This window comes from Nonomuraea sp. CA-143628 (assembly GCF_050942315.1).
In the GTDB taxonomy this organism is placed as follows: Bacteria; Actinomycetota; Actinomycetes; order Streptosporangiales; family Streptosporangiaceae; genus Nonomuraea.
On record NZ_CP192072.1, the window covers coordinates 4,366,114 to 4,387,445 of the forward strand.

General features: G+C 67.6%; 24 protein-coding genes. 13 read left to right on the top strand and 11 right to left on the bottom strand.

The genetic code is table 11. The features are described 5' to 3' along the window. Positions 1-81: 81 nt before the first annotated feature. Positions 82-558 carry a nuclear transport factor 2 family protein gene (locus tag ACQP2T_RS20185; protein ID WP_433517652.1) on the top strand — a complete coding sequence of 159 codons (477 nt, stop codon included), beginning with the start codon at positions 82-84 and terminating at the stop codon, positions 556-558. 23 nt (positions 559-581) lie between these two features. Next, positions 582-1,703, top strand: coding sequence for a magnesium/cobalt transporter CorA (corA, locus tag ACQP2T_RS20190; protein WP_433517653.1), 1,122 nt, complete (start codon positions 582-584; stop codon positions 1,701-1,703). On the opposite strand, the gene ACQP2T_RS20195 is transcribed toward corA, so the two are convergent. Next, positions 1,700-2,239, bottom strand: coding sequence for a hypothetical protein (locus ACQP2T_RS20195; RefSeq protein ID WP_433517654.1), 540 nt, complete (start codon positions 2,237-2,239; stop codon positions 1,700-1,702). The two genes, corA and ACQP2T_RS20195, sit on opposite strands and share 4 nt — an antisense overlap. A 260-nt stretch (positions 2,240-2,499) precedes the next feature. Here ACQP2T_RS20195 and ACQP2T_RS20200 point away from each other — a divergent pair, with 260 nt between their 5' ends. Genes ACQP2T_RS20200 through ACQP2T_RS20210 form a run of 3 tightly spaced genes read left to right on the top strand, consistent with a single transcriptional unit; the run spans position 2,500 to position 5,347 of the window. Beyond that, positions 2,500-2,745 carry a hypothetical protein gene (locus ACQP2T_RS20200; protein WP_433517655.1) on the top strand — a complete coding sequence of 82 codons (246 nt, stop codon included), beginning with the start codon at positions 2,500-2,502 and terminating at the stop codon, positions 2,743-2,745. Continuing rightward, positions 2,742-4,808 (top strand): hypothetical protein, encoded by a 2,067-nt coding sequence (locus tag ACQP2T_RS20205; RefSeq protein WP_433517656.1) that lies wholly within the window; start codon positions 2,742-2,744, stop codon positions 4,806-4,808. Before ACQP2T_RS20200 ends, ACQP2T_RS20205 begins: the two co-directional genes overlap by 4 nt. Continuing rightward, positions 4,805-5,347, top strand: a complete 543-nt coding sequence (locus ACQP2T_RS20210) for a hypothetical protein (protein WP_433517657.1) — start codon at positions 4,805-4,807, stop codon at positions 5,345-5,347. The genes ACQP2T_RS20205 and ACQP2T_RS20210 overlap by 4 nt, the downstream gene beginning before the upstream one ends. Here ACQP2T_RS20210 and ACQP2T_RS20215 read toward each other — a convergent pair. The 4 genes from ACQP2T_RS20215 to ACQP2T_RS20230 form a co-directional block, all read right to left on the bottom strand. After that, positions 5,316-6,722, bottom strand: a complete 1,407-nt coding sequence (locus tag ACQP2T_RS20215; RefSeq protein WP_433517658.1) for a hypothetical protein — start codon at positions 6,720-6,722, stop codon at positions 5,316-5,318. The two genes, ACQP2T_RS20210 and ACQP2T_RS20215, sit on opposite strands and share 32 nt — an antisense overlap. A gap of 255 nt (positions 6,723-6,977) precedes the next feature. Next, positions 6,978-7,349: a hypothetical protein gene (locus tag ACQP2T_RS20220; RefSeq protein ID WP_433517659.1), complete on the bottom strand. Its 372-nt coding sequence runs from the start codon at positions 7,347-7,349 to the stop codon at positions 6,978-6,980. Between the two features lie 62 nt (positions 7,350-7,411). Next, on the bottom strand, positions 7,412-7,657 hold the full coding sequence (locus tag ACQP2T_RS20225; RefSeq protein ID WP_433517660.1) for a DUF6247 family protein: 246 nt from the start codon (positions 7,655-7,657) through the stop codon (positions 7,412-7,414). A 232-nt stretch (positions 7,658-7,889) separates the two neighbouring features. Next, on the bottom strand, positions 7,890-8,705 hold the full coding sequence (locus ACQP2T_RS20230; protein WP_433517661.1) for an SAM-dependent methyltransferase: 816 nt from the start codon (positions 8,703-8,705) through the stop codon (positions 7,890-7,892). A gap of 634 nt (positions 8,706-9,339) precedes the next feature. Between ACQP2T_RS20230 and ACQP2T_RS20235 the strand changes: the two genes are divergently transcribed. Further along, positions 9,340-9,873, top strand: a complete 534-nt coding sequence (locus ACQP2T_RS20235) for an ATP-binding protein (protein ID WP_433517662.1) — start codon at positions 9,340-9,342, stop codon at positions 9,871-9,873. Between the two features lie 101 nt (positions 9,874-9,974). Here the strand turns inward: ACQP2T_RS20235 and gap are convergent, their stop codons facing one another. Continuing rightward, positions 9,975-10,970 (bottom strand): type I glyceraldehyde-3-phosphate dehydrogenase, encoded by a 996-nt coding sequence (gap, locus tag ACQP2T_RS20240; protein WP_433517663.1) that lies wholly within the window; start codon positions 10,968-10,970, stop codon positions 9,975-9,977. Between the two features lie 47 nt (positions 10,971-11,017). On the opposite strand from gap, the gene ACQP2T_RS20245 reads away from it, so the two are divergent. Then, the gene (locus ACQP2T_RS20245) at positions 11,018-11,605 is read left to right on the top strand and encodes a MarR family winged helix-turn-helix transcriptional regulator (protein WP_433517664.1); all 588 of its coding nucleotides are present in this window, start codon (positions 11,018-11,020) and stop codon (positions 11,603-11,605) included. A 152-nt stretch (positions 11,606-11,757) separates the two neighbouring features. On the opposite strand, the gene ACQP2T_RS20250 is transcribed toward ACQP2T_RS20245, so the two are convergent. From ACQP2T_RS20250 to ACQP2T_RS20265, 4 genes are all read right to left on the bottom strand, one after another. Then, positions 11,758-12,600 (bottom strand): hypothetical protein, encoded by an 843-nt coding sequence (locus ACQP2T_RS20250; RefSeq protein ID WP_433517665.1) that lies wholly within the window; start codon positions 12,598-12,600, stop codon positions 11,758-11,760. Between the two features lie 154 nt (positions 12,601-12,754). After that, a complete protein-coding gene (locus ACQP2T_RS20255; protein WP_433517666.1) occupies positions 12,755-13,186 on the bottom strand; it encodes a nuclear transport factor 2 family protein in 432 nt (143 codons plus the stop codon). 59 nt (positions 13,187-13,245) lie between these two features. Further along, the gene (locus tag ACQP2T_RS20260; protein WP_433517667.1) at positions 13,246-13,893 is read right to left on the bottom strand and encodes a response regulator; all 648 of its coding nucleotides are present in this window, start codon (positions 13,891-13,893) and stop codon (positions 13,246-13,248) included. Further along, the gene (locus tag ACQP2T_RS20265; RefSeq protein ID WP_433517668.1) at positions 13,868-15,046 is read right to left on the bottom strand and encodes a sensor histidine kinase; all 1,179 of its coding nucleotides are present in this window, start codon (positions 15,044-15,046) and stop codon (positions 13,868-13,870) included. The genes ACQP2T_RS20260 and ACQP2T_RS20265 overlap by 26 nt, the downstream gene beginning before the upstream one ends. 130 nt (positions 15,047-15,176) lie before the next feature. Here ACQP2T_RS20265 and ACQP2T_RS20270 point away from each other — a divergent pair, with 130 nt between their 5' ends. Genes ACQP2T_RS20270 through ACQP2T_RS20280 form a run of 3 tightly spaced genes read left to right on the top strand, consistent with a single transcriptional unit; the run spans position 15,177 to position 17,876 of the window. Beyond that, the gene (locus ACQP2T_RS20270; protein ID WP_433517669.1) at positions 15,177-15,890 is read left to right on the top strand and encodes an ABC transporter ATP-binding protein; all 714 of its coding nucleotides are present in this window, start codon (positions 15,177-15,179) and stop codon (positions 15,888-15,890) included. After that, entirely contained in the window at positions 15,887-16,621 is a 735-nt protein-coding gene (locus tag ACQP2T_RS20275) for an ABC transporter permease (protein ID WP_433517670.1), read from the top strand. The genes ACQP2T_RS20270 and ACQP2T_RS20275 overlap by 4 nt, the downstream gene beginning before the upstream one ends. A gap of 1 nt (position 16,622) precedes the next feature. Beyond that, positions 16,623-17,876, top strand: coding sequence for an erythromycin esterase family protein (locus tag ACQP2T_RS20280; RefSeq protein WP_433517671.1), 1,254 nt, complete (start codon positions 16,623-16,625; stop codon positions 17,874-17,876). Here the strand turns inward: ACQP2T_RS20280 and ACQP2T_RS20285 are convergent, their stop codons facing one another. Beyond that, positions 17,877-18,629, bottom strand: coding sequence for an IclR family transcriptional regulator (locus ACQP2T_RS20285; protein WP_433517672.1), 753 nt, complete (start codon positions 18,627-18,629; stop codon positions 17,877-17,879). A gap of 47 nt (positions 18,630-18,676) precedes the next feature. On the opposite strand from ACQP2T_RS20285, the gene ACQP2T_RS20290 reads away from it, so the two are divergent. The 3 genes from ACQP2T_RS20290 to ACQP2T_RS20300 are packed head-to-tail and all read left to right on the top strand — an operon-like array spanning position 18,677 to position 21,330. After that, a complete protein-coding gene (locus tag ACQP2T_RS20290) occupies positions 18,677-19,717 on the top strand; it encodes a cupin domain-containing protein (RefSeq protein WP_433517673.1) in 1,041 nt (346 codons plus the stop codon). A gap of 40 nt (positions 19,718-19,757) precedes the next feature. After that, positions 19,758-20,579: a fumarylacetoacetate hydrolase family protein gene (locus ACQP2T_RS20295; protein WP_433517674.1), complete on the top strand. Its 822-nt coding sequence runs from the start codon at positions 19,758-19,760 to the stop codon at positions 20,577-20,579. Further along, positions 20,572-21,330 carry a maleylpyruvate isomerase family mycothiol-dependent enzyme gene (locus ACQP2T_RS20300; RefSeq protein ID WP_433517675.1) on the top strand — a complete coding sequence of 253 codons (759 nt, stop codon included), beginning with the start codon at positions 20,572-20,574 and terminating at the stop codon, positions 21,328-21,330. The genes ACQP2T_RS20295 and ACQP2T_RS20300 overlap by 8 nt, the downstream gene beginning before the upstream one ends. Positions 21,331-21,332 lie beyond the last annotated feature (2 nt).

The following is a 21,332-nucleotide window of genomic DNA, read 5'->3' on the forward strand; positions in this document are numbered from 1 at the left end:
GCCGGCCGCTCTTCACCCGTTCGACCTGGGAGACGACTGGCCGGGGGCCGTATGCTGGCATAACGGTACAACCATGATCTGATGGGCAAGGTGAACGACCAGCACGTGGCGCTGATCCGCGCCTTCTACGAGGCACTCGGCCGCACCGACTACGCGGCGATGGAGAGTTGCTACCACCCGGAGGTGAGCTTCGGCGACCCCGTCTTCCAGGAAGTGGAGGGACGGCCCAGGGTGATGGCCATGTGGCGGCTGCAGCTGGGCGTGAGCGACGGGCTGAAGTCGGAGTTCAGGGACGTGACGGCCGACGACTTCACCGGCACGGCGCGCTGGACCTCCCGCTACACCTTCTCCCGTACGGGTCGCGAAGTGGTCAACGAGATCGACGCGCTGTTCAGGTTCGAGGACGGCCTGATCGTCAGGCACCACGACGACTTCGACTTCAAACGCTGGTCCCGGATGGCGCTGGGCAGGCCGCACGGCCTGCTGTTCGGCTGGACGCCCATGTGGCGCAAGTCGATCAGGGACCGGGCGACGCGGGCACTCGACGACCTCGAGTAGGGATTTTGGCTAAGGGGCGGGCAATGGCACGGATGAAGGGGTTCGGACGCGGCGGCGGCAGCGCCCGCGAGCCGGCGCCTGAGCACTCGATGGATCCGCGAGCCGGCGAAGAGGCCCCCTATCAGCCCACCGTCATCGACAACGCGATCTACCAGGACGGCAAGCGGATCGACAACCCCGCCTCGCTGGCCGACGCCTTCGAACGCCTCAAGGAAATGCCGGACAGCCTCGCCTGGATCGGCCTCTACCGGCCGAAGGACTGGGAGCTGGCCAAGCTGGCGGAGGAGTTCCAGCTGCACCCGCTGGCCATCGAGGACGCCATCGTGGGCTCCCAGCGGCCCAAGGCCGACCGCTACGGCGACATGCTGTTCGTCGTCCTGCGCGCCGCCCGCTACCTCGACGACGTCGAGGAGGTCGCGTTCGGCGAGCTGCACGTCTTCGTCGGGCCCAACTTCGTGATCACCGTACGGCACGCGGAGGCGCCTGACCTGCAGGCCGTACGCAAGCGCATGGAATCGGACCCCGACCTGCTCCGCCAGGGCCCGCAGGCGGTGCTGTACGCCATCCTCGACGCCGTGGTCGACGGCTACGCCCCGGTGGTCGCCGGGCTGCAGAAGGACATCGAGGAGATCGAGGCCCAGGTGTTCGGCGGCGACCCGTCGGTCTCCCGGCGCGTCTACGAGCTGTCGGGCGAGGTCATCGAGTTCCAGCGGGCCACCACGCCGCTGGTACGGATGATCGACGGGTTCATCGCCGGGGCGACCAAGTACGGAGTCAACGAGGAGCTGCAGAGCTACCTGCGTGACGTGGCCGACCACGCCATCACGGTCAACGAACGCGTGGCCTCCTTCCGGCAGATGCTCCAGGACATCCTGCTGGTCAACTCGACGCTGGTGACCCAGGCGCAGAACGAGGAGATCGCCAGGATGACGGAGGCCAGCATCCGGCAGGGCGAGGAGGTCAAGAAGATCTCCGCGTGGGCGGCCATCCTGTTCGCCCCGACCTTGGTCGGCACCATTTACGGGATGAACTTCGACTTCATGCCCGAGACGCACTGGGTGTTCGGCTACCCGTTCGCGATGCTGCTGATGGGCCTGGTCTGCCTGGTCCTCTACACGGTCTTCAAGCGCCGCGACTGGCTCTAGCAGGCCAGTTCGAGCGCCATGCGGGCAATGCGGCTCTCGTCCCCCGTCTTGACGCCGCACTCCACCGTCCCGCCGGAGTCGCCGTACTGCCAGGAGGTGGCGTGTCCCGAGCCGAGCCGCTTCCCACCGCATTCCATGACGAAGTCGGCGTCTACCAGGTGAGGCGCCACCTGGTAGACGACGTACCGTCCCGCGGCACCGAAAGAGTTCTCACCGTGACGACCCTTGGACGGATACATCTGGCCGATCGGTGCCAACGACTGGCCGACCCGCTTGCCCAACGACGTGATCGCCGTCTGCGGGTTGTCGAGCTTCACCCCGGTCACCTGCGCGACGCCCGACCGCAGCACATGCATGGACGGGACCCACTTCTCGCCCTTTGCCAACGTTCTCGCTTCGGAGACCGCGGTGAGGACGTCACGGTCGTCGATGTTGGACCAGGTGAACGTGCACGACTCCTGGGAGGCAGTCACGGCTGTCGTGGTGCAGGCGGACGAAAAGATGAGGATGCCGCCCCCGATGATGGCTGCGGTCACGATCTTATGCATGATGCGTAGGACGCGAAGAACATCCCAAAGGTTCCCACGCGCCATGGCGATGGCCAACCAGGACCTCACACCAGAACGTCGGCGGATCCGCTGATCTCAACTCCGTACAGGCCCTCTAGGCCATTCACCCGGAATCCGCGCGCATACATAGCCATTCCGCTTAATTGCCGCATTCCGCTTCAACATCTTCTTCTCCCTGGTTACCATCCAATCGACCCCGCCTCCACGAGATCGGGCGAGATCAGGCCATGATGGCGACGCAGGCACAGATCGACGCCGCCAGGCGGCAGATCGAACAGCTACGCGATCAGCATGCGAATGACGTGATCGCGCTGGCTCGCCTGGTCGATGACGGCGCGCTCAAAGGCTCGGCCGGGGACAGACTCGCCGCCGATCTACGCGCGTGGGACAAGGGCTTCAAGGACCTGTTCACCCGGGCCTTGTCGCTGCTGGACTCTGTCAAGCCGTCCGATCCGGAGGCGTCCACCCGATGAGTCCGCAGGTCGGCATCAACCCCACGCTGATGACGCAGCTGATCAACGGCATGAAGCGGGTCAGCACCACGATTCCGGACGTCGGCCTCCAGGTGGAACGAGCCCTGACCTCGCTGAACATCCCCCTGTGGGGCCCGACCCCGCTCCCGGCCATCGGCCGCCAGATGAGCGACCAGATCCCCTCACTCCAGGGCCGCCTCGACCTGATTCTCGCCGAACCGGACCGCAAATCCGGCAAGGGCGGCATCCTCTGGGCCAACGAATCCGACTGGCTGTCGAAGTCTCCCGCCGAGGGCGCGGCATCCGCCAAGACCCTGGCCACGAAGTTACGGGATCAGGTCGAGAGCCACTCACTCGACGCCAAGACGGTGGCCGAACTCGAGCGGCACAAGAACGATCCGTTCTTCGCCGTGGCCTTCGCCAAGGAAATAGCGCCACGTGAGCTGAAAGCCCTGATCTCCAGGGCGTACGGGTCCGATCTCCCGCCGTCGGAACGCCCGCTCCAGCACGACGTCGCCACGCAGGAGCGGCTCGTCACCATGCTCAGCACGATTCTGGGTACGGCCTCGCGTGGAGTGGGCCGGCTGAAGCTGGCCGACGACTACGCCGACCAACTGGTCGACCGCATCGAGGACCCGCAGAACGCGTTCGCGGTGAAAAGGCTGCTCCAGGACGGCGAGTTCGACCATGCGTTCCTGCTCACGCTGGCCCGGAAGCTCTACGACAAAGACGTGGCGCATCCCCCTGACCCGGCCCGCCAGCGAGACCCCTGGGCGAGGCCCGGTGCCAAGGACATGTCACCGGGCGACCTCAGCCCCTTGGGTACGGCGTTGGTCGCGCTGGCTCACCATCCTGCGGTCGCCCAGGATTTCTTCACTGACCCGCAGCGCAAGCCCCTGGCTTACCTGATGAGGCAGCACTCCTGGGATGGTGACGCGGACGGGGATCTTGGCTGGGCCATCGAGGTGGCGAGTACGGAGTTCCGCGACCATGATCTGCCGCCGGGTAATTCGCGTGGTTACAAGTCCGCGCTGATCGCCTCGTGGGCGGTCCGGTTCTGGAGCGACGACAAGGTTCAGGCGAATCTTCCTCATTCTCGCGCGCACCTTGGCACGGTCTTGGCGCAGTACATCGGGGACGTGCATCGCGACACGGAGTCCTTCACCAACAAAATGCCGGGCGTGGTGACGGCCCAGGACCCGGACAAGAACCTGCAAGGCGCAGAACCATTTGGTGCCAAGTTCACCGCGAATGAGATCAAGAAGGCCATGACATGGGCGTTTGAGGACGACGACGCGTTCCAGACCGTGGCCGCTGCGCATGGGCAATATTCCAGCAAGATGCTGGACGAGTTGGCCACCAAGATCGCAGCGGAGGTCAAGACCGACTTCACGGCCTGGCAGAAGTCGCACCCGGACGCCACGCGCCAGGAAATTGACGCCATGCGACAGGACATACTCGAAGAGCGTATGAGCCGCAGTGGCGGTAGGGAGTTTGCCCGAGCGGCGCGTGGCCTCAGCGTAACGACCTGGGTGATCACCGATGCTTCCAACATCGCCAACATCGAAGAGGCGAAGGCGCACGACGCACGCTTCGCCGCCTTCAAGGAAATGACCGAAAAAGTGGTTGGGTTGGCCCCAGGGCCGCCGGGGAAGTTTGTCGGGCTCTTGGTCGACACGGCTAAGGGGTCGATCTTCGGAAAGATCAAGTCCGGCCACGAGGACCAGGCTCGCGCGGACGCGGACACCGCGTTGGGAGCGGCCAAGCACATGTTCGCCGATCTTACGGCCGCCGCGATGATGCGGCACGGCTTGTTCGGAGACGGATCGGTGCCCGCCGAGACGCACCCATACCGCCACAAGGACTTCTCCCCAGCCTCAAAAGGTCATTTTATGGAGAATGGGAAGATCAAGCCCTGGGCTGAGATGAATGCCGACGAGCGGGATGCCTACGACGAGTGGCTGGGGCTGAACGATACGGGCCGCGTTTTCAATGGACCGGACGAGGCCATCGAGCTTGGCTTCAAGGAGGCCGACACCAACTATTCAGGGTCCGGATCATGAGAATCCAGGTGTTGGCGGTCGCTGTTCTGGCCCTGGCGGCGGCGTGTTCGTCTCCGCCCGCTCCGCCGCCGGACACTCGGTCGTTGGGCAATGTGACAGCCGCCCCACGAGAATGTGAATTGATCTCCGCGAACACCATCAAGCTGGCCACCGGCTTCAAGGACTACACGGCCGTCGGCACGAAGATGGACAAGGGCCGGTTCGCATCGTGCTCCGTGGCCGAGGATTTGTCGCCAAAAGGCAAACTGGGACTTGTGATTGAGGTCTTCGACCCGTCCCCGCATGACGCGGAAGACCTGGAGAACACCAAGCTGTCAACCCAAGGGAATGACCTGCCCGACGCATTGGGGCCTGGCTTCGCAGCGCGGCGGAAGAACCCCAGGGGCGAGACCATTGCCTTTGTCTACGGATGGACGCCTGACTACAAACGTCTTCTTACCATCACCATCTATAGGGGCGCACCGGGCCGGGACTCTCTGGCGGACGCGACCGAGTTCTTCCGCCAGCTCAAGCCACTCCTGCTGGACAAACCGAAGTGAGGCCCCACGATCGCAGGGTGTCGTCCAGCTGGCGAACGTAACTGGTGTCCGCCCATGGCTCCATCCGGGCCCGCGCCTGACCGATCTCATCGGTCAGGCGAGCCGAGCTGTGCTGCCTGGTGATGTCGGCGGCCTCTGTCAGCTTGGCCGCCGCCTCGGGAATCTCCTTGACCAGCGTCAAACCTCTCGCGTACCGGGCAAGCACCAACCCCCGCTCCTTCTTGAGCCCTGCGCCATGCTCGGCCAGATATTGTTCGGCCGCCTTATTGACGTCCTCGGGTCGATTCAGCCGGACCAGCAAAGCGGTCCTCCGAGAGTCCACCACCGCTGGCGAGACCCAGTACAGGAACACCGGTTCGTCGTCCTTCGGCGCTCCCGCCAACGCGAGCGAGCTCTCGTGCGCGCGGGCGCACGCCGCCGCATCATCCTCGGCGGCGTGGGCGAGTGAGAACAGCGATTCGCGTAGCGATGCCAACAGCTTGCTCGGAGACCGGGCGGCCCAGCTCTGAACGGCGAAGGCATGGTCGAAGACGGCGGCCGTCCGATCCTGGTCAGCGGCCATCCTGCCGAGCCAATAGTGCACGTAGCCGACCAACGTCGGATTGCCGAGATCGAGTGCCGCGCGTAGTCCGTCACGCAACAGTTGCTCGGCCGCTGCGTAATCACGCAGTTCGTAGGCGAGATAGCCGGCCAGTTGCGACAGCTGCGCATACGTGTCGAGGAGCCGGACGTGCAGGCTCGGCGGCATCGACTCGCGGGCAAGGAGCCTGCCGACCGCTGCCCGCTGCCCATTGACCACCGGCAGCAGCGTCGCGGGCCCGGACACGTCGTCCGCCCGCCGCGCGTGCAGCGTCAGCTTCTCGAAGGTGCGCACGGTGGCCTCGTCCACCCGCCCGGTGCTGCGCAGCACCCCTGCCAAGCGCTCCTCCTCTTCCGGGGTGAGGATCCGCAGCAGGTCAAGTACCCTGCTGCCGCCGAGCACCAGGGCTAGTTCGAAGAGCAGTTCCCGTCGCTTCACATCGGCCTCCTCGATGCCGGTGGCATGAAGCAACCGCACGCACGCTGAGGCGTCCAGGGGCGACATGTCAGCGGGTGGGGCTGCCGCGCTCACCTCCATGGTGACACGCGCTCCAGCGGGCCGATTGGCGTCCAGGTCGCGGAAATCCGCACCGTCGATCAGCTCGCGATCAGCAACCCCGTATGCCACAAGGTCTTCTCCTCGCGCCAGGTTGCGCGCGGCGGTCTGGTAGATCTTGGCCAGTACAGTGAGCAGACGTACGGGCGGCCGGCGCCCCGCCTCCGGCCAGGACTCGTAGTCGTACAGCCGCGACTCGCGCAGCGCGGCCGTGCCCGCCGGGTCGGCGTCGTTGACCATGGCCACCACGTCGGCCGCGGTGCGGCCGTGTGTGCCAGCCGATAGAGCCGCAATGGGCTCACCTGATGGGTGAGCGCGAGCACATCGGCGATCTGATCCCACGTGAAGCTCTTCTTTCTGAGGTGCTGACTCCAGGAGCGAGCCTGCAGCAACACCCGATAGCCGTCGCCGGACATCCGCACCCCCTCTGGCCTGGGATCGCGTACGCATTGTAAAGCGGCGATCACATTCCGCGCGAGCGGATAGGCAGATCGATCAAGGCCGCAGCGGGCCGCCACACGGATGCCTGCATGGTCCGATTCCACTTCCCGGAGGTGTCAGCGCGTTCCGGCTGCCGAGGTCGGTGCGGTGCGAAGTCCTCAGTCGTTTCCAGAGCTCTGAGTCATCCGGCCCACACGATCTCGTAACGCGGATCAGCTCCTGGTCGTCGTCCACGACGAACCGCATGATTCCGAACGCGCCGAAGGTCGTCTCGCGGAAGTCAGTTCGGTCGGGGTAGACGGGAAAGGCGTCCCAGGGGGCGTCGACCAGGTGCGCCGACCGTTCGACGAGTGCGGTCATGGCCTCGTCGGGGAAGTTGGCCAGTTTCGCGAGCGCGGCGGGTGCCAGCTCGATTCGGTGACTCACCGGCGGCGGGCCCCACGCAGCCGGTGCTGCCAGCCGGGGATCGCTTCGGTGAGGGGGACGCCCTAGCCGAGTTCTGCCAGGATTTCCTCCGGCGTCCGGTCGAAGTCCGGGTCAGTCGTGTAGATCTCGGCCTTCAGCCACCAGGTGTGCAGCAGCTCATGCAGTCGGTTGTAATGGCGGGGGTGCCGGGCAGCCTCGACGGCTTCCTCATACAAGGCAAGGAAGTGCGCCCGTTTGGCGGGCGGCAGGGAATTCAGGATCGCGACAGGGTCGTACTGCGGGGCGTCCTGGACGGGCTGCGCGCTCATGGGACCACGGTACGTCGTGCCGTCACCGCAGTCCTCGTCACGGGCGCGGAACCTACGCGGTCTGCTGCTCATCTGCCGATCACGCAGCAACACCAGCCGAGCTGAAGCAGGTCGCTGACCCTCGTTCAGCTCGGCGCAGAACCCAACCCGCCGTTGAGCCCCATCGACTGCCGAGCGCGGGCCCTCCTCGCAGGCGGCGCAGCGCAGCTCGACCGGAACGCCTAGAGGGTCGTCAGGGCACGCGACCCACGCCGCAGAGCATGTCAGCTCCACCAGGGCCGGCGAGCGACGGATCAAGAGTGTCTTCGGCGCGCCAGTCGGTCGTCGACACCAGGCCCGGCTCCAGCATCTCCAGGCCCTCGAAGAAGCCGGTTATGTGCTCACGCGTGCGTGGGGTCACGTTGCCCGCCCTGGTCTTGCCGTAGACCTCACGGCCTTGGCCCACCACGTCATTGTCGAGCTCGCCCGTGGTGACGTGGGAGATGATCAGATGGCTTCCTGAGGGCAGGGCTTCGCGAATGGAACTCACGATGCTCTGGGCCTGATCGTCATCGGGAATGAAGTGCAACACCGCGAGGAGCAGTACGGCCACAGGTCGCTCGAAGTCGAGGTGCCGCGTGATCTCCGGGTGGCCGAGAATGGCCTTGGGGTCGCGCATGTCGCCCTCCACCACGATGGTGTCGGTGGTCTCCGCCAGCAGAGCGCGGGCATGCACCAGTACGATCGGGTCGTTGTCAACGTAGGCTACGCGCGAGCCGGGAGAGATGCGCCCCGCCACCTGATGGACGTTCTCCTGGGTCGGCAAACCGGTACCGATGTCCAGGAACTGCCGGACCCCGCTCTCGGCGACTACGCGGACGGCACGGCCCAAGAACGCCCGATTGGCCTGCGCGACCTCCTTCGCATTGGGCGACAGCCGAATGATCTGCGCCGCTGCCTCACGGTCGGCGGCGAAATTGTCCTTGCCATCCAACAGATAGTCATACATCCGGGCCACACTCGGCACCGTCGGGTCCACTCCCGCAGGGGCCCGCTCCAACTCGGTCATCCATCCCCCTTGATCTGATACTTCGTAAGGGATCTTAAAGGATCACTTCAGGTGCTGATCGGTTGAGACCAGGACGAACTCACCGGCCAGCGGACCGCCGACGAACGTCTCGCGGCGGCCGGACGTGGTGGTGCGAGTAGGGGGCTGCCCGGACCTTATGTCGATCTTCGATGAAGATCATGCCTCTGACATGCTGGTTTGCCTCGAAGGCATGTCCAGATCGCGGCTTGGGTCGTGGATCGGCGCCGGTTCTGGCCGTACCTCGGCTGGACCCGTGGAAATCCCAGAGTCGCCGCGAACCCAAGGGTCGGCGCGGAGCCGTTGGGGTGGTCTGGGTGGAGATGTACCCATGGGTTTACGGGGGCCGGGTGGTCCGTGTGAGGCCCGGCCTCGCCGCCTCCCCGGGCTGTGTTGGGGAAGCGGCGACAATCCGTGTTCACCGGTTGTGTCGTGCGTGAGAGATCAATCAGGACCGCATCGGGGCGCCTTTCCTCGACGCCGGCAGATTCGCGCAGGTCAGCGTCTATGCCGCAAGGGTGATCAATGACGACCTGATGGGGATCCACGCGGCACGCCCGGCGGGGCACCGTATGGATGACGAGCCGAACAGCTCACGTGTCCATGGAGGATCCCAGTGCCCGACATCACCGAAACGATGGACGTACCTGCGCACGTGCACATTCCCCGGCAACGTGAGCAGGACCCGAGCGCTTGGCCATCCTGCCCGGTCCTACGCGAGCATGTCGAGGCGATGATCGACCTGCACCCCGGCGGCCTTGTCTGGCGGCGCACCTTCCCGGGCGCCCTCGACCGGATCCCGCACGCCCGCCACTTCACCCGATACCTCCTGGTCGATGCCCCTTGCCGGGACGACGCGGAGCAGATCGTCGCGGAGTTGGCCGCGAACGCCCTGCGGCACACGGGCAGCGGCCGCCCCGAGGGGACCTTCATCGTCGAGATCACCCGCACGACCGCCACGATCACTGTCGCGGTCTACGACTGCGGTTGGGGTGGCCGCCCCCGCTTCGGCGCGACCTGCCGGACCGATGCGGAACGTGGCCGGGGGCTGGCCCTCGTCGCCGCGATCGCCGACCAGGTCGGGTACGAAGGTGACGATGAGGTGGGCCACAAGGTGTGGGCGAAGATCCGCACCTACCCAGGACTATAGATTCCGTCCGGTCCGCTCGCCTTCAACCAGGCGCTCGTGGCTGCGGAGGCGCTGCTCAGTGAGCAGGGGGCAGCAGGCGACCAGAGGTCTCTTTCTGTTCGCTACAGCATGAGGGCCAGGTCGATGAGGCGGTTGGAGTACCCCCACTCGTTGTCGTACCAGCCGACGACCTTGACCTGTGAGCCCATCACGCGGGTCAGCTCGGCGTCGAAGACGCACGAGGCCGGGTCGCCGACGATGTCACTGCTCACGATGGGCGCGTCGGTGTAGGTCAGCAGGCCCTTGTACGGACCGGCCGCGGCCTCGGCGTAGGCGTCCTTCACCTCCTGCACGGTGGTGGCGCGGCTGGTGGTGACGGTCAGGTCGGTGACCGAGCCGTTGGACACGGGCACCCGCAGCGCGAACGCGTCCAGCCGGCCCCGCAGCTCCGGCAGCACCAGGCCGATCGCCTTGGCCGCCCCGCTGGAGGTGGGCACGATGCTGAGCGCCGCCGCCCGGGCCCGCCGCAGGTCCTTGTGGGGCGCGTCCTGGAGGTTCTGGTCCTGCGTGTAGGCGTGGACGGTGGTCATCATGCCCGACTCGATGCCGACCGCGTCGTGCAGCACCTTGGCCAGCACACCCAGGCAGTTGGTGGTGCACGAGGCGTTGGAGATGATCGTGTGGCGCGCTGGGTCGTAGACGTCCTGGTTCACGCCGAGCACGATCGTGACGTCCTCCCCACTGGCCGGTGCGGCGATGATGACCTTCTTCGCGCCGCCGTCCACGTGCGCGCGGGCCTGTTCGGCCTTGGTGAAGATCCCGGTGGACTCGATCACCACGTCCACGCCCAGGTCACCCCAGGGCAGGTCGGCGGGGTCACGCTCGGCCAGAACCTTGATGGTCGCGTCACCGGCCCGGATCGCGCCCGGCTCGGCAGCGACCTCGCCGGGGAAGCGGCCCATGATCGAGTCGTACGCCAGCAGATGCGCCATGGTCGCCACGTCGCCGAGGTCGTTGACCGCGACGATCTCGATGTCGGCGTCGGCGCGAGCGGCCACCGCGCGGAAGACGTTCCGGCCGATCCGCCCGAACCCGTTGATGCCCAATCGAAGTGTCATGCCGGACATCATAAGCAACTTAAATAAGTTTGCGATATATTTCCGACGTGAACACCACGCCGGACGAGACGCCGGACCAGACATCGGGCGAGGCGCTGGGCGACCGCGATTCGGACCGCGACCCCGCCCAGGACGCCGGCCGCGACGGCGATTCGGACCGCGATCCCGCTCAGGGCGCCGGCCGCGACGGCAACCTGGACGTGAATGCCTTCGCCACCGCGATCGAGAACTTCAACCGCTTCTACATCCGCCTCCCCGTGCTGGAGAAGCTGTCGTTCACGACGCTGTCGGTGCTCGACACCCTCGCAACCCGCGGCGCCCCCATGCGGCTGACCGACCTCACCAAGACCGAGCAGGTCAGCCAGCCCGGCATCACTCAGCTCGTCACCCGGCTGGAGCGCGACGGACTCGTGGAACGCCGCCCCGACCCCAGCGACCGGCGCGCCGTCCTGGTCCACATCACTGAGGCCGGACGCCAGATCGGACGCTCCCGCCACGACGACCGCACCCGCCACCTGGTCCCGCTCATCGCCCAGTTGACCCCCGAGCAGCGCCGGGCGATCACCGACGCCCTCCCGGCCCTGACCCGCTTGGCCGAACTCGGACAGGCGGGCGCCGAATCAGTCGTCCGCTGAATCCGGGACTCCCGCGGGCTGACCCGTCCAACCCGCGGAAGCGGTCACTGACCGGTCCGGGTGATTTCGGCGCACTCGTGTGTCGCGGCACTCCTCTAGTAGTTGCGGTAGTCGGGAGAGGACGTGGACGGATAGCAGGCTTGGCGGTGCTCTCAGTCTGATTCGTTTTCGGCGAAGAGGTCTTGGAGGGTTTGGGCGGTGGCCGCGCGGGTGAGCCAGGTTTCGAGTTGGGCGAGGTCTGTGCAGGTGGTGATCTGGGCGTGAATGTCGTCGGGGACGTTGAAGTCGCGGGCGCCCAGTACGAGCAGCACCGATCTGGCGGCCTCTTCCGCCCTGGCCTCCGCTTTGGCCTCCGCTCTGCCCTCGGCTTTGCCGCGGCCGAAGTGTTCGCGGGCGAAGGGGCTGTAGACCGGCCATGTGGCAGATGCGGACTTCATGAAGAGGTCTTGGAGGGTCTGGGTGGTGGCTGCGTCGGTGAGCCAGGTTTCGAGTTGGGCGAGGTCTGTGCAGGTGGTGATCTGGGCGTGAATGTCGTCGGGGACGTTGAAGTCGCGGGCGCCCAGTACGAGCAGCACCGATCTGGCGGCCTCTTCCGCCCTGGCCTCCGCTTTGGCCTCCGCTCTGCCCTCGGCTTTGCCGCGGCCGAAGTGTTCGCGGGCGAAGGGGCTGTAGACCGGCCATGTGGCAGATGCGGACTTCATGAAGAGGTCTTGGAGGGTCTGGGTGGTGGCTGCGTCGGTGAGCCAGGTTTCGAGTTGGGCGAGGTCTGTGCAGGTGGTGATCTGGGCGCGAATGTCGTCGGGGACGTTGAAGTCGCGGGCGCCCAGTACGAGCAGCACCGATCTGGCGGCCTCTTCCGCTTTGCCCTCCGTCCTGCCTTCGATCATGCCTTCCGCTTTGCCGCGGCTAAAGTGCACGCGGGCGAAGCGCCTGTAGGCCGGCCATTCGGCAGGCGCGGACATGTTGACGAGGGCGTCATGTGGGGGAGACGACATGTCGCTCATTGTTACAGCAAGAGCGCGGAATGTGATGGTCATTCGCGTGCCTTCGGCATGGAGCCCCTGCCCGAAGCCATGGGAAATCGCCTGATAAGAGCGGTTGTTCTTAGCGGCTCGCTGATGCCGGAGTGCTCACCTCACTCTCCGTTGCCTAAACGCTGAGGGCGTTCGCGACCGTGAGGCTGTCCTCGTAAATGTGGTATCGGGTGATGAGTCCGTCCTCGACGGTGAGGTGCAGCGCGAACGGTGAGGTGTACGCGGTGCCGCTGCCCCGCACCGTCTGCACGATCTCCCCGAGGACGACGGCGTCCGCCCCGTCGACCAGGATCCGCGCCACCGACGTGCCGTTCAGCTCGGGCACGTGATGGGCCTCCAGCGTCCGGAAATGGTCCGCCACGTCGGCTCGGCTCGATCGCGGCCGGATCCACGGCACCGCCGGATGTCCCTGGGCGGGCCAGTCGAGCTGCCAGTCGATCGGCTCGGCGAACAACTCGGCGACACGGTCGTGATCGCCCTCGGCGATACGCCGCAGCAGCGCTTCCACGATGTCACGGGTGGCGTCGGCAGCAAAAGCATCAGTCATGCCGCAAGTCTTTCCGGGGGTGGCGGGGCCTGTCGATTACCTCCCAGATAAGCGGATCCCTAGAGGAGGCCGGCGTCGCGTACCTTCATGGCGACTTGCACACGGCTGTCGCTGCCCAGCTTCGCGAAGATCCGGGTGATGTTCGCCTTCACGGTCGCGACGCTCATGTGGAGATGCCCGGCGATTTCGGCGTTCGATTTGCCCCGGGCCACCTCGATCGCGACTTCTCGTTCGCGGTCGGTGAGCCTGGCCAGCTCCCGCGGCGCCTCCGGGCGCTGCGGTTCGCCCGCGCCGGTGGCCGCGGCGATCACTTGCCGGGCGATGCTCGGCGACAGTACCGGCTCACCCCTCGCCACGGTGCGGACCGCCTCGATCATCTTCGGTGGGGGCGTGTCCTTCAGCAGAAAGCCGTCGGCGCCGAGCCGCAGAGCGCGTAACACCATGTCGTCGGCGTCGAAGGTGGTGAGTACGAGGATCCGGGGCGGGTCCGGCTGGGCCAGCAGCAGCTCGGTGGTGGTCAGCCCGTCCTGGTTGGGCATCCGGATGTCCATCAGCACGACATCGGGCCGCAGGTCGCGGATCACGCCCATGGCCTGCCGGCCGTCCCCGGCCTCGCCGACCAGGTCCAGGTCGGGCTCGCCGCCGAGAATCAGGCGCAGGCCGGTGCGTACCATCGGGTCGTCATCCACGATCACCAGTCGAGTCACGGCGTGAAGTCTCCCATGGCAACGTGGCGTCGAGGACGAAGCGTCCGTCGCGTACGGCGTGGCTGAGAGTGCCGCCGGCCATCCGGATGCGTTCCGCCAAGCCGACCAGCCCCAGCCTCGAGCCGGGTCCCGCGGCTGTCGCGAACAGCGCCGGGTTGCTCACCAGGATGCGCAGGCCGTCGCCCGGCCGCCCGCCGAGCTTGGCCGTCACCCGGCTGCCCGGCGCATGCTTGCGCGCATTGGTAAGAGCCTCCTGCACGATCCGGTACGCGTGCCGCCCGGTCGGCGTCGGCAGCAGTTCCCGGTCACCGATGGTGTCGTCCACCTCGACCTGCTGGCCGGCGGTGCGCACCTCGTCGAAGAGGGCATCGAGATGGGTCAGGTCCGGCTGCGGAGCTTCCAGGGATTCGTCGTGCCGGAGCGAGCCGAGCACGGTGCGCAGCTCGTTCAGTGACTGGTGCGCGTTCTCCTGGATGGCCAGTGCGGCCTCGCGGGTCTCCTCGGCGCTGAGGTCCTTCCGGTACGCCAGGCCGCCGGCGAGCATGGACAGCAGGGAGATGCGATGAGCCAGGACGTCGTGCATCTCGTGGGCGATCTTGAGCCGTTCCGCCAGCTTGGCCTGCTCGATTTGCTGCAGCTGCTGGCGTTCGGTGAGCAGTGCCGCCTCTTGCTGTGAGGCGGCCAGGTCTTGGCGCTCGCGAAAGTAAAGACCGAAAAGGGTCAGCCCGCCGAGGACGACAGTTCCGATCATGATGGAGGTATAGGTCGCTTGGGTGATGGCGGGCAAGGTGGCGTACGCCACCAGAGCCAGCCAGGACACGATCGCGACGGGGATGATCTGACGCCACCGACGATGCATGCACAAGGAGACATACGTGACGTATGTGGGGCCGCTCACTGTGCTGGAGAACGCGCTCAGCAGGGCGGTAGCCAGGGCGATCTGCCACGGCCAGCGACGACGCCATCCCATCAGGACCAGACCGAACACGCCGAGCCCCACATCGACCAGCGCCGACGGAAGCCGGTCAGGATTCCGGGAAACGACCACGCCCCAGACGACTCCATGGAACAGCATCGGCAGCAGGGCACCCACATAGCGCAGTGTGATAGCCCGCGGGTCCAGGGGCGCCTGGCTCTCCTTCAGCTCGTGCACGCCCCACAGCCTAGAGACAGTCCGGCCGATGCCTTAGCGACCCAGGTCCACATCCAGGTGGCCAAAGGTCTAGAACCGGACTCGACCTGGGTCCGATGACCGGCGGCGTCGCGTCCGGTGAACTTGATCCATGATCGAGTTCAACCACGTCAGCAAGTTCTACAAGAACGTGAAGGCACTGGACGACGTGTCCTTCACCGTCGAAGCGGGCAGTATCACCGGGTTCCTCGGGCCCAACGGCGCCGGAAAGTCCACGGCCATGCGCATCCTGGCCGGGCTGTCCCGGCCCACCTCGGGCTCGGCCACCGTGCTGGGCCGGCCGTACAGCGAGCTGGACTGCCCGGGTTCCCAGGTGGGCGTGCTTCTCGACGCCGCCGCCCAGCATCCCGGCCGGACCGGCAGGGAGATCTTGACCCTGAGCGCGATGCTGCTCGGACTGCCGAAGTCGCGGGTCGGCGAGGTCCTCGACCTGGTCGGACTGTCCGCCGGGGAGAGCCGGCGGACGGTCGGTGGCTATTCGCTCGGCATGCGGCAGCGGCTCGGCATCGCTCACGCGCTCCTCGGCCGGCCCAAGGTGCTCATCCTGGACGAGCCCGCCAACGGTCTCGACCCCCAGGGCATCCACTGGATGCGCGGGCTGCTGCGTAACCTCGCCGACTCGGGTTGCGCGGTGCTGCTCAGCTCGCACCTGCTGCACGAGGTGGAGCGGGTCGCCGACCACATCGTGATGATCGGCCGCGGCCGCGTCCTCGCCCAGGGGACCGTCGACGAGCTCGGCCGGGGCCGGGACCTCGAACAGACCTTCCTCGAACTGACCGCCAACGCCGATCGGAGTGCGGCATGACCACGTCCATCCCGTTCCACCGGCTGCTGTCGGTCGAGGCTCGCAAGCTCTTCGACACCCGCAGCGGCAAGATCATGACGGCGATCCTGATCCTTCTGACCCTGGCGTCCATCGCGGCGCGCGGCATGGTCTCCGGTCCGCGACTGGGCACCTTGATCGGGACCGCCGGAATCGGATTCGGCACCTTGCTCCCCGTCATCGGCATCCTCACGGTGACCGGTGAATGGAGCCACCGCACCGCCCTGACCACCTTCGCGCTCGAACCTCGGCGCCTGCGGGTGCTGGTGGCCAAGTGCCTGCCTCCGTTGCTCACCGCCATCGCGGCCTCCCTGTTCGCGATGCTGGTCGCGGTGCCGGTGACGGCTGCCGTCGCCGGCGCCCAGGACGTCCCGGCGGACTGGGAGATCACCCCGCTCACCCTGCTGGGCTGGACCGCGGCGAACGTCCTCGTGGTCGCGATGGGGCTCGCCGTCGGCATGCTGCTCCTTAACGCGCCGGCCGCGATCGTGATCTGCCTGGCGACCCCGATGCTGTGGAGCGTCGTCGCCAGGCTCGGTGCCACCGGCGCGGCCCTGACCGAGTGGCTCGACCTGGGCACCGCCACCACCCCTCTGATGGTCGGCGACATGACCGGGGGCGACGCCGCACGGCTGGCCACGTCCATGATCTTTTGGATCGTCGTCCCGATGACGCTCGGCGCAGTGCGCGTGCTCCGCAAGGAAGTGAACTGACATGAGTCGCAAGCTCGTCCTGAGCATCGCACTGATCGGCCTGGCGGCGGCCGGGTGCGCGGGTGTGGACACCTCGCGAGTGACGTCCGACGCCGTGGTCCCTCTCGACCAGGCCCCCCTCGCCGACGCCGCCGGCAAACGCGTGGTCGGGATCGGTGAGGCCACGCACGGCAACAAGGAGTTCGTCCAGGCCCGCGGATTGATCATCCAGAAGCTGGTGCGTGAGCACGGCTTCCGCACCGTCGCCCTGGAGGCCGACTTCGGCGGCACGGCCACGGCCAACGACTATGTCATGAAGGGCCAGGGCAGCGCGGAGGACGCGGCCAGGGCGCTCGGCTTCGACATCTACCGGACCCGCGAGATGGCGGATCTGCTCAAGTGGATCCATGACCACAACGCCACCGTCGCCGACGCGGACAAGGTGCGTCTCTACGGCTTCGACATGCAGCGGTACGACCGGAACAAGGAGCGGCTGCTGCGTTATCTCGCCACGGTCGACCCCGCGCGGGTCCGCCCGGTCCAAGAGTCGCTGGCCGTCCTCACCGATGCCAGCAGGGCTGAACAGGACGAGAAAAAGATCGTCACCGCAGGCACCGCCGCCGAGCGGCTCGTCGACGAGATGACGAGGAATCGGGAGAAGTACGTAAAGCTCAGCTCCCAGGAGTCGTTCGCTCTCGCTGTGCACCACGCCGAGACGATCCAGCGCGGCGCGCAGCTGCAGGCTTCCGAGAACGGGAACGACTACAACAGCAAGCGGGACGCCTGGATGGCGGAGAACGTCCGGTGGATCGCCGACACGGAGGGCGCCCAGGGCCGGAAGAAGATCCTCCTGGGCGGTCACAACGGCCACATCGACAAGAGCGGCGCGGCGTTCTCCTATGAGTCGATGGGGCGGCGCCTGGCCAAGGCGTACGGCAAGGACTACTTCACGATCGGCACCGAATTCGGCACGAGCACCTTCGTCAGCAGGGACGACGGCTCGGGGGAACGCACGCGGTTCACCGTGAGCCAGAGCTCGCCTTTGGCCAAGCTGTTCGGCGACCAGCCGCTGGGCTACGTGAACCTCACGCAGGCCGCGTCGCAACCCGGCAACCGTGAGGTGCTCACCTCGGAGATCCCGATGGGCAGCGTCGGTGACGGCTTCCGGTCGATCTACAGCTCCCTGAGCTGGACGTACACCGTGAAAATGGTGCCCGCCAAGGCCTACGACGCCCTGGTGTACGTGCCGCGTGCCAGCCCGGTCACACCATTGTGATCAGTCGGGAAAGTCGGCCAGGGCCTGCTCGACCTCGGCGACCGCGCGTCTCAGCTCCCCCGCGAGCATCTCCACCTGATCCCCGCCGAACCGGGTGGAGGGCACCGCGATCGACAGCCCGGCCACGGCCGATCCCCGGCCGTCGCGCACGGCGGCGCCGATAGCCGAAACGCCCTGCTCGGTGTTGTCGATGTTCAGCGCGTAGCCGCGTACCCGGATCTCGTCGAGCTCGCGTGCCAACGCGGCCCGCTCCGCGTCCGGCAGGTCGGGGTAGAGCTCCCACAGCCGCTCGCGCGGCAGCGCGGCCAGCAGCACCTTGCCGCCGGAGGCGCGCTCGGCGGGCAGGATCGTGCCCCGGCGGTCGCCCACGCGCAGGATCTGCGCGGACTCCGCGCTGGCCAGGAAGCGCACCTCCGTTCCGACCCGCACCGTGAGGTTGACGGTCTCCCGCACCCGCGCGCACAGCGCCTCCATCGCCGGCCTGGCCCTGGCCCGCAACTCGCGCAGCGCGGAACCGCTCGCCACGCCCGGCGCGGAGGCGAGGAAGGGGCCCGGCAGGTACGTGTGATGCTCGTCCTGGACGGCGAAGTCCCGATAGACCAGCATCGCCAGCAGGCGGTGCGCGGTCGACCGGGCGATGCCGAGCTCCCGCGCCACGTCGGTGACCTTGAGCCGGCCCTGGTCGCGCAGCATGTGCAGGAGGAGCAGCACGTTGTCGACCGAGCCCAGGGCATAAGGAGGCCGGTTCTTCACAGCAGAATGCTAATGCACTATGCAGAATCCCCTCCTAACGTGGACCCATGACCCCAGAGGAGAGGCTTTACGCCGACTTCACGGCAGAACACCTGATTCCGCTCTGGACCCAGGTCGGCGATCTGATGCCGGCCCACCCCAAGCCGAAGGCCAGACCCCACGTGTGGGCGTGGAAGACGCTGCATCCGCTGGCCGAGCGGGCGGGCGACCTCGTGCCCGTCGGCCGGGGCGGCGAGCGGCGGGCCATCGCGCTGGCCAACCCCGGCCTGAGCGGCCTGCCGTACGCGACGCCGACGCTGTGGGCGGCCATCCAGTACCTGGGCCCGCGCGAGGTCGCCCCCGAGCACCGGCACACCCAGAACGCCTTCCGCTTCGTCGTCGAGGGCGAAGGCGTGTGGACCGTGGTGAACGGCGACCCGGTGGCGATGCGCCGCGGCGACTTCCTCCTCACTCCCGGCTGGCACTTCCACGGCCACCACAACACCACGGACGCGCCCATGGCCTGGATCGACGGGCTGGACATCCCGTTCGTCCACCAGACCGACACCTCGTTCTTCGAGTTCGGCCCCGACCAGGTCACCGACAGCACCACCCCGCACGTCTCCCGCTCCGAACGGTTGTGGGCACACCCGGGGCTGCGGCCGCTCTCGGCCTTGGGGGCCACGCCCAGCTCGCCGATCGCCGCCTACCGCTGGGAGCACACCGATCGCGCGCTCGACGAGCAGCTTGCCCTGGAGGACGAAGGCCATCCCGGGCCGGTCGAGCCGGGCCACGCCGCCGTCCGCTACACCAACCCGACCACCGGGGGCGACGTCATGCCGACGATCAGGGCCGAGTTCCACCGGCTGCGTCCCGGCGCCGTCACCGCCGCGCGCAGGGAGGTCGGGTCGTCGGTCTACCAGGTGTTCGAGGGCGAGGGCGCGGTCACGCTCGACGGCGTGGAGCGTCCGCTGACCCGGGGCGATCTCGTCGTGGTGCCGTCCTGGTGCGCGTGGTCGTTCCGCGCCGGCAGCCGCTTCGACCTGTTCCGCTTCGCCGACACGCCCGTCTTCGAGGGCCTGCACCAGTACCGAGAAGAGCTTCTGTGAAGTTCCCTTCCATCAAGAACCCCCACCGAGAGGAAACCGCGTGAAGCTCGCGACCCTGCGGCTGCCCCGCCGTACCACCGCCGCCCGCGTCGACGGCGAGCACGCCGTGGAGATCGGCGCGCCCGACGTCGGGGCGCTGCTCGCCGAGCCCGGCTGGCGCGAACGGGCCGCCACCGCGGACGGCCCCAGGCACCCGCTCGCGGGCGCGGACCTCGCTCCCGTGGTGCCACGGCCCGGGAAGATCATCTGCGTGGGGCTCAACTATCGCACCCACATCCTGGAGATGGGCCGCGAACTGCCCGCGTACCCCACGTTGTTCGCCAAGTTCGCCGAGGCGCTGATCGGGCCGTACGACGACATCGTGCTCCCCGCACTCTCGCCGGCCATGGACTGGGAGGCCGAGCTCGCCGTCATCATCGGCACGGAGGTACGGCACGCGTCGCCGGAACAGGCGCGGGCCGCCATCGCGGGCTACTCGGTGTTCAACGACGTCACGGCACGCGACTACCAGAACCGTACGTTGCAGTGGCTCCAGGGCAAGACGTTCGAGTCCACGACCCCGTTCGGCCCGTACCTCGTCACCCCCGACGAACTCGACGGCCCCTTGACCATGCGGTGTGAGGTCGACGGGGAGGTGGTACAGGAGGCGGACCCGGCCGACCTGGTGTTCCCGCCGGCCGAGCTGATCGCGTACGTGTCACAGATTCTCACACTGCGGCCGGGCGACGTGATCGCGACCGGCACGCCCGGCGGGGTCGGGCACGCCCGCAAGCCGCCGCGTTACCTCGCCGACGGCCACAAGGTCGTGACCCGGATCGCGGGCGTCGGCGAGCTGGTCAACATGGCGCGCCGCGATGGCTGACCTCACCTGGCTCGACTCCGGCACCGCGTACTTCGCCGCCCGCCTCGACGCCGCCGACCTCGACCGGCCCAGCCGCCTTCCCGGGTGGACCGGACGGCACCTGGTGGCCCACGTCGCCTGCAACGCCTCGGCGCTCGGCCGGCTCACCCATTGGGCGCGGACCGGCGAGGAGACGCCGATGTACGCCGGTGCGGAGGCGCGCGACGCCGAGATCGAGGAGGTGGCGCGGCTATCGCCGGCCGAGCTCGTACGCCTGGCCGAGGAGAGCGCGGACCGGCTGCGGGCCTCGCTGGAGGAGTTGCCGGACTGGGACGCGCGGGTGCGCACCGCGCAGGGCCGCATGGTGCCCGCCTCGGAGATCCCCTGGATGCGGGCCCGCGAGCTGTGGGTGCACGCGGTGGACCTGGGGACGGGCGGCCGGTTCGAGGACTTCCCGCCCGAGTTCGTGGACGCGCTGCTCACGGACGTGACGGAGACGTGGGAACGGCGGGGGCAGGGGCCCGCCGTGGTGCTCGCCCCGACCGACCGGCAACGGGTCTGGCGAGTGACCACCGAAGCCGCCGCGACCGACCGGCAGCGGGTCTGGCGAGTGACCACCGAAGCCGCCACCGGCCAGGACGCGCACCAGACGGATGACCCGGCCGAGTCGGGCCGGGTGGTGAGTGGGACGGCCGCCGAGCTGGCCGCCTGGATCACTGGGCGTGGTCCCGCTCCGGAGAGTGACGCACCCGCGCTCGGCCGCTGGCTGTAACC

Coding starts and splice junctions, on each gene's coding strand:
- ACQP2T_RS20250 (WP_433517665.1), bottom strand. CDS start 12,600: ATGTCGTCTCCCCCACATGACGCCCTCGTCAACATGTCCGCGCCTGCC.
- ACQP2T_RS20225 (WP_433517660.1), bottom strand. CDS start 7,657: ATGAGCGCGCAGCCCGTCCAGGACGCCCCGCAGTACGACCCTGTCGCG.
- ACQP2T_RS20205 (WP_433517656.1), top strand. CDS start 2,742: ATGAGTCCGCAGGTCGGCATCAACCCCACGCTGATGACGCAGCTGATC.
- ACQP2T_RS20300 (WP_433517675.1), top strand. CDS start 20,572: ATGGCTGACCTCACCTGGCTCGACTCCGGCACCGCGTACTTCGCCGCC.
- ACQP2T_RS20280 (WP_433517671.1), top strand. CDS start 16,623: ATGAGTCGCAAGCTCGTCCTGAGCATCGCACTGATCGGCCTGGCGGCG.
- ACQP2T_RS20230 (WP_433517661.1), bottom strand. CDS start 8,705: ATGACCGAGTTGGAGCGGGCCCCTGCGGGAGTGGACCCGACGGTGCCG.
- gap (WP_433517663.1), bottom strand. CDS start 10,970: ATGACACTTCGATTGGGCATCAACGGGTTCGGGCGGATCGGCCGGAAC.
- ACQP2T_RS20270 (WP_433517669.1), top strand. CDS start 15,177: ATGATCGAGTTCAACCACGTCAGCAAGTTCTACAAGAACGTGAAGGCA.
- ACQP2T_RS20255 (WP_433517666.1), bottom strand. CDS start 13,186: ATGACTGATGCTTTTGCTGCCGACGCCACCCGTGACATCGTGGAAGCG.
- ACQP2T_RS20215 (WP_433517658.1), bottom strand. CDS start 6,722: ATGGTCAACGACGCCGACCCGGCGGGCACGGCCGCGCTGCGCGAGTCG.
- ACQP2T_RS20210 (WP_433517657.1), top strand. CDS start 4,805: ATGAGAATCCAGGTGTTGGCGGTCGCTGTTCTGGCCCTGGCGGCGGCG.
- ACQP2T_RS20200 (WP_433517655.1), top strand. CDS start 2,500: ATGATGGCGACGCAGGCACAGATCGACGCCGCCAGGCGGCAGATCGAA.
- corA (WP_433517653.1), top strand. CDS start 582: ATGGCACGGATGAAGGGGTTCGGACGCGGCGGCGGCAGCGCCCGCGAG.
- ACQP2T_RS20185 (WP_433517652.1), top strand. CDS start 82: ATGGGCAAGGTGAACGACCAGCACGTGGCGCTGATCCGCGCCTTCTAC.
- ACQP2T_RS20275 (WP_433517670.1), top strand. CDS start 15,887: ATGACCACGTCCATCCCGTTCCACCGGCTGCTGTCGGTCGAGGCTCGC.
- ACQP2T_RS20290 (WP_433517673.1), top strand. CDS start 18,677: ATGACCCCAGAGGAGAGGCTTTACGCCGACTTCACGGCAGAACACCTG.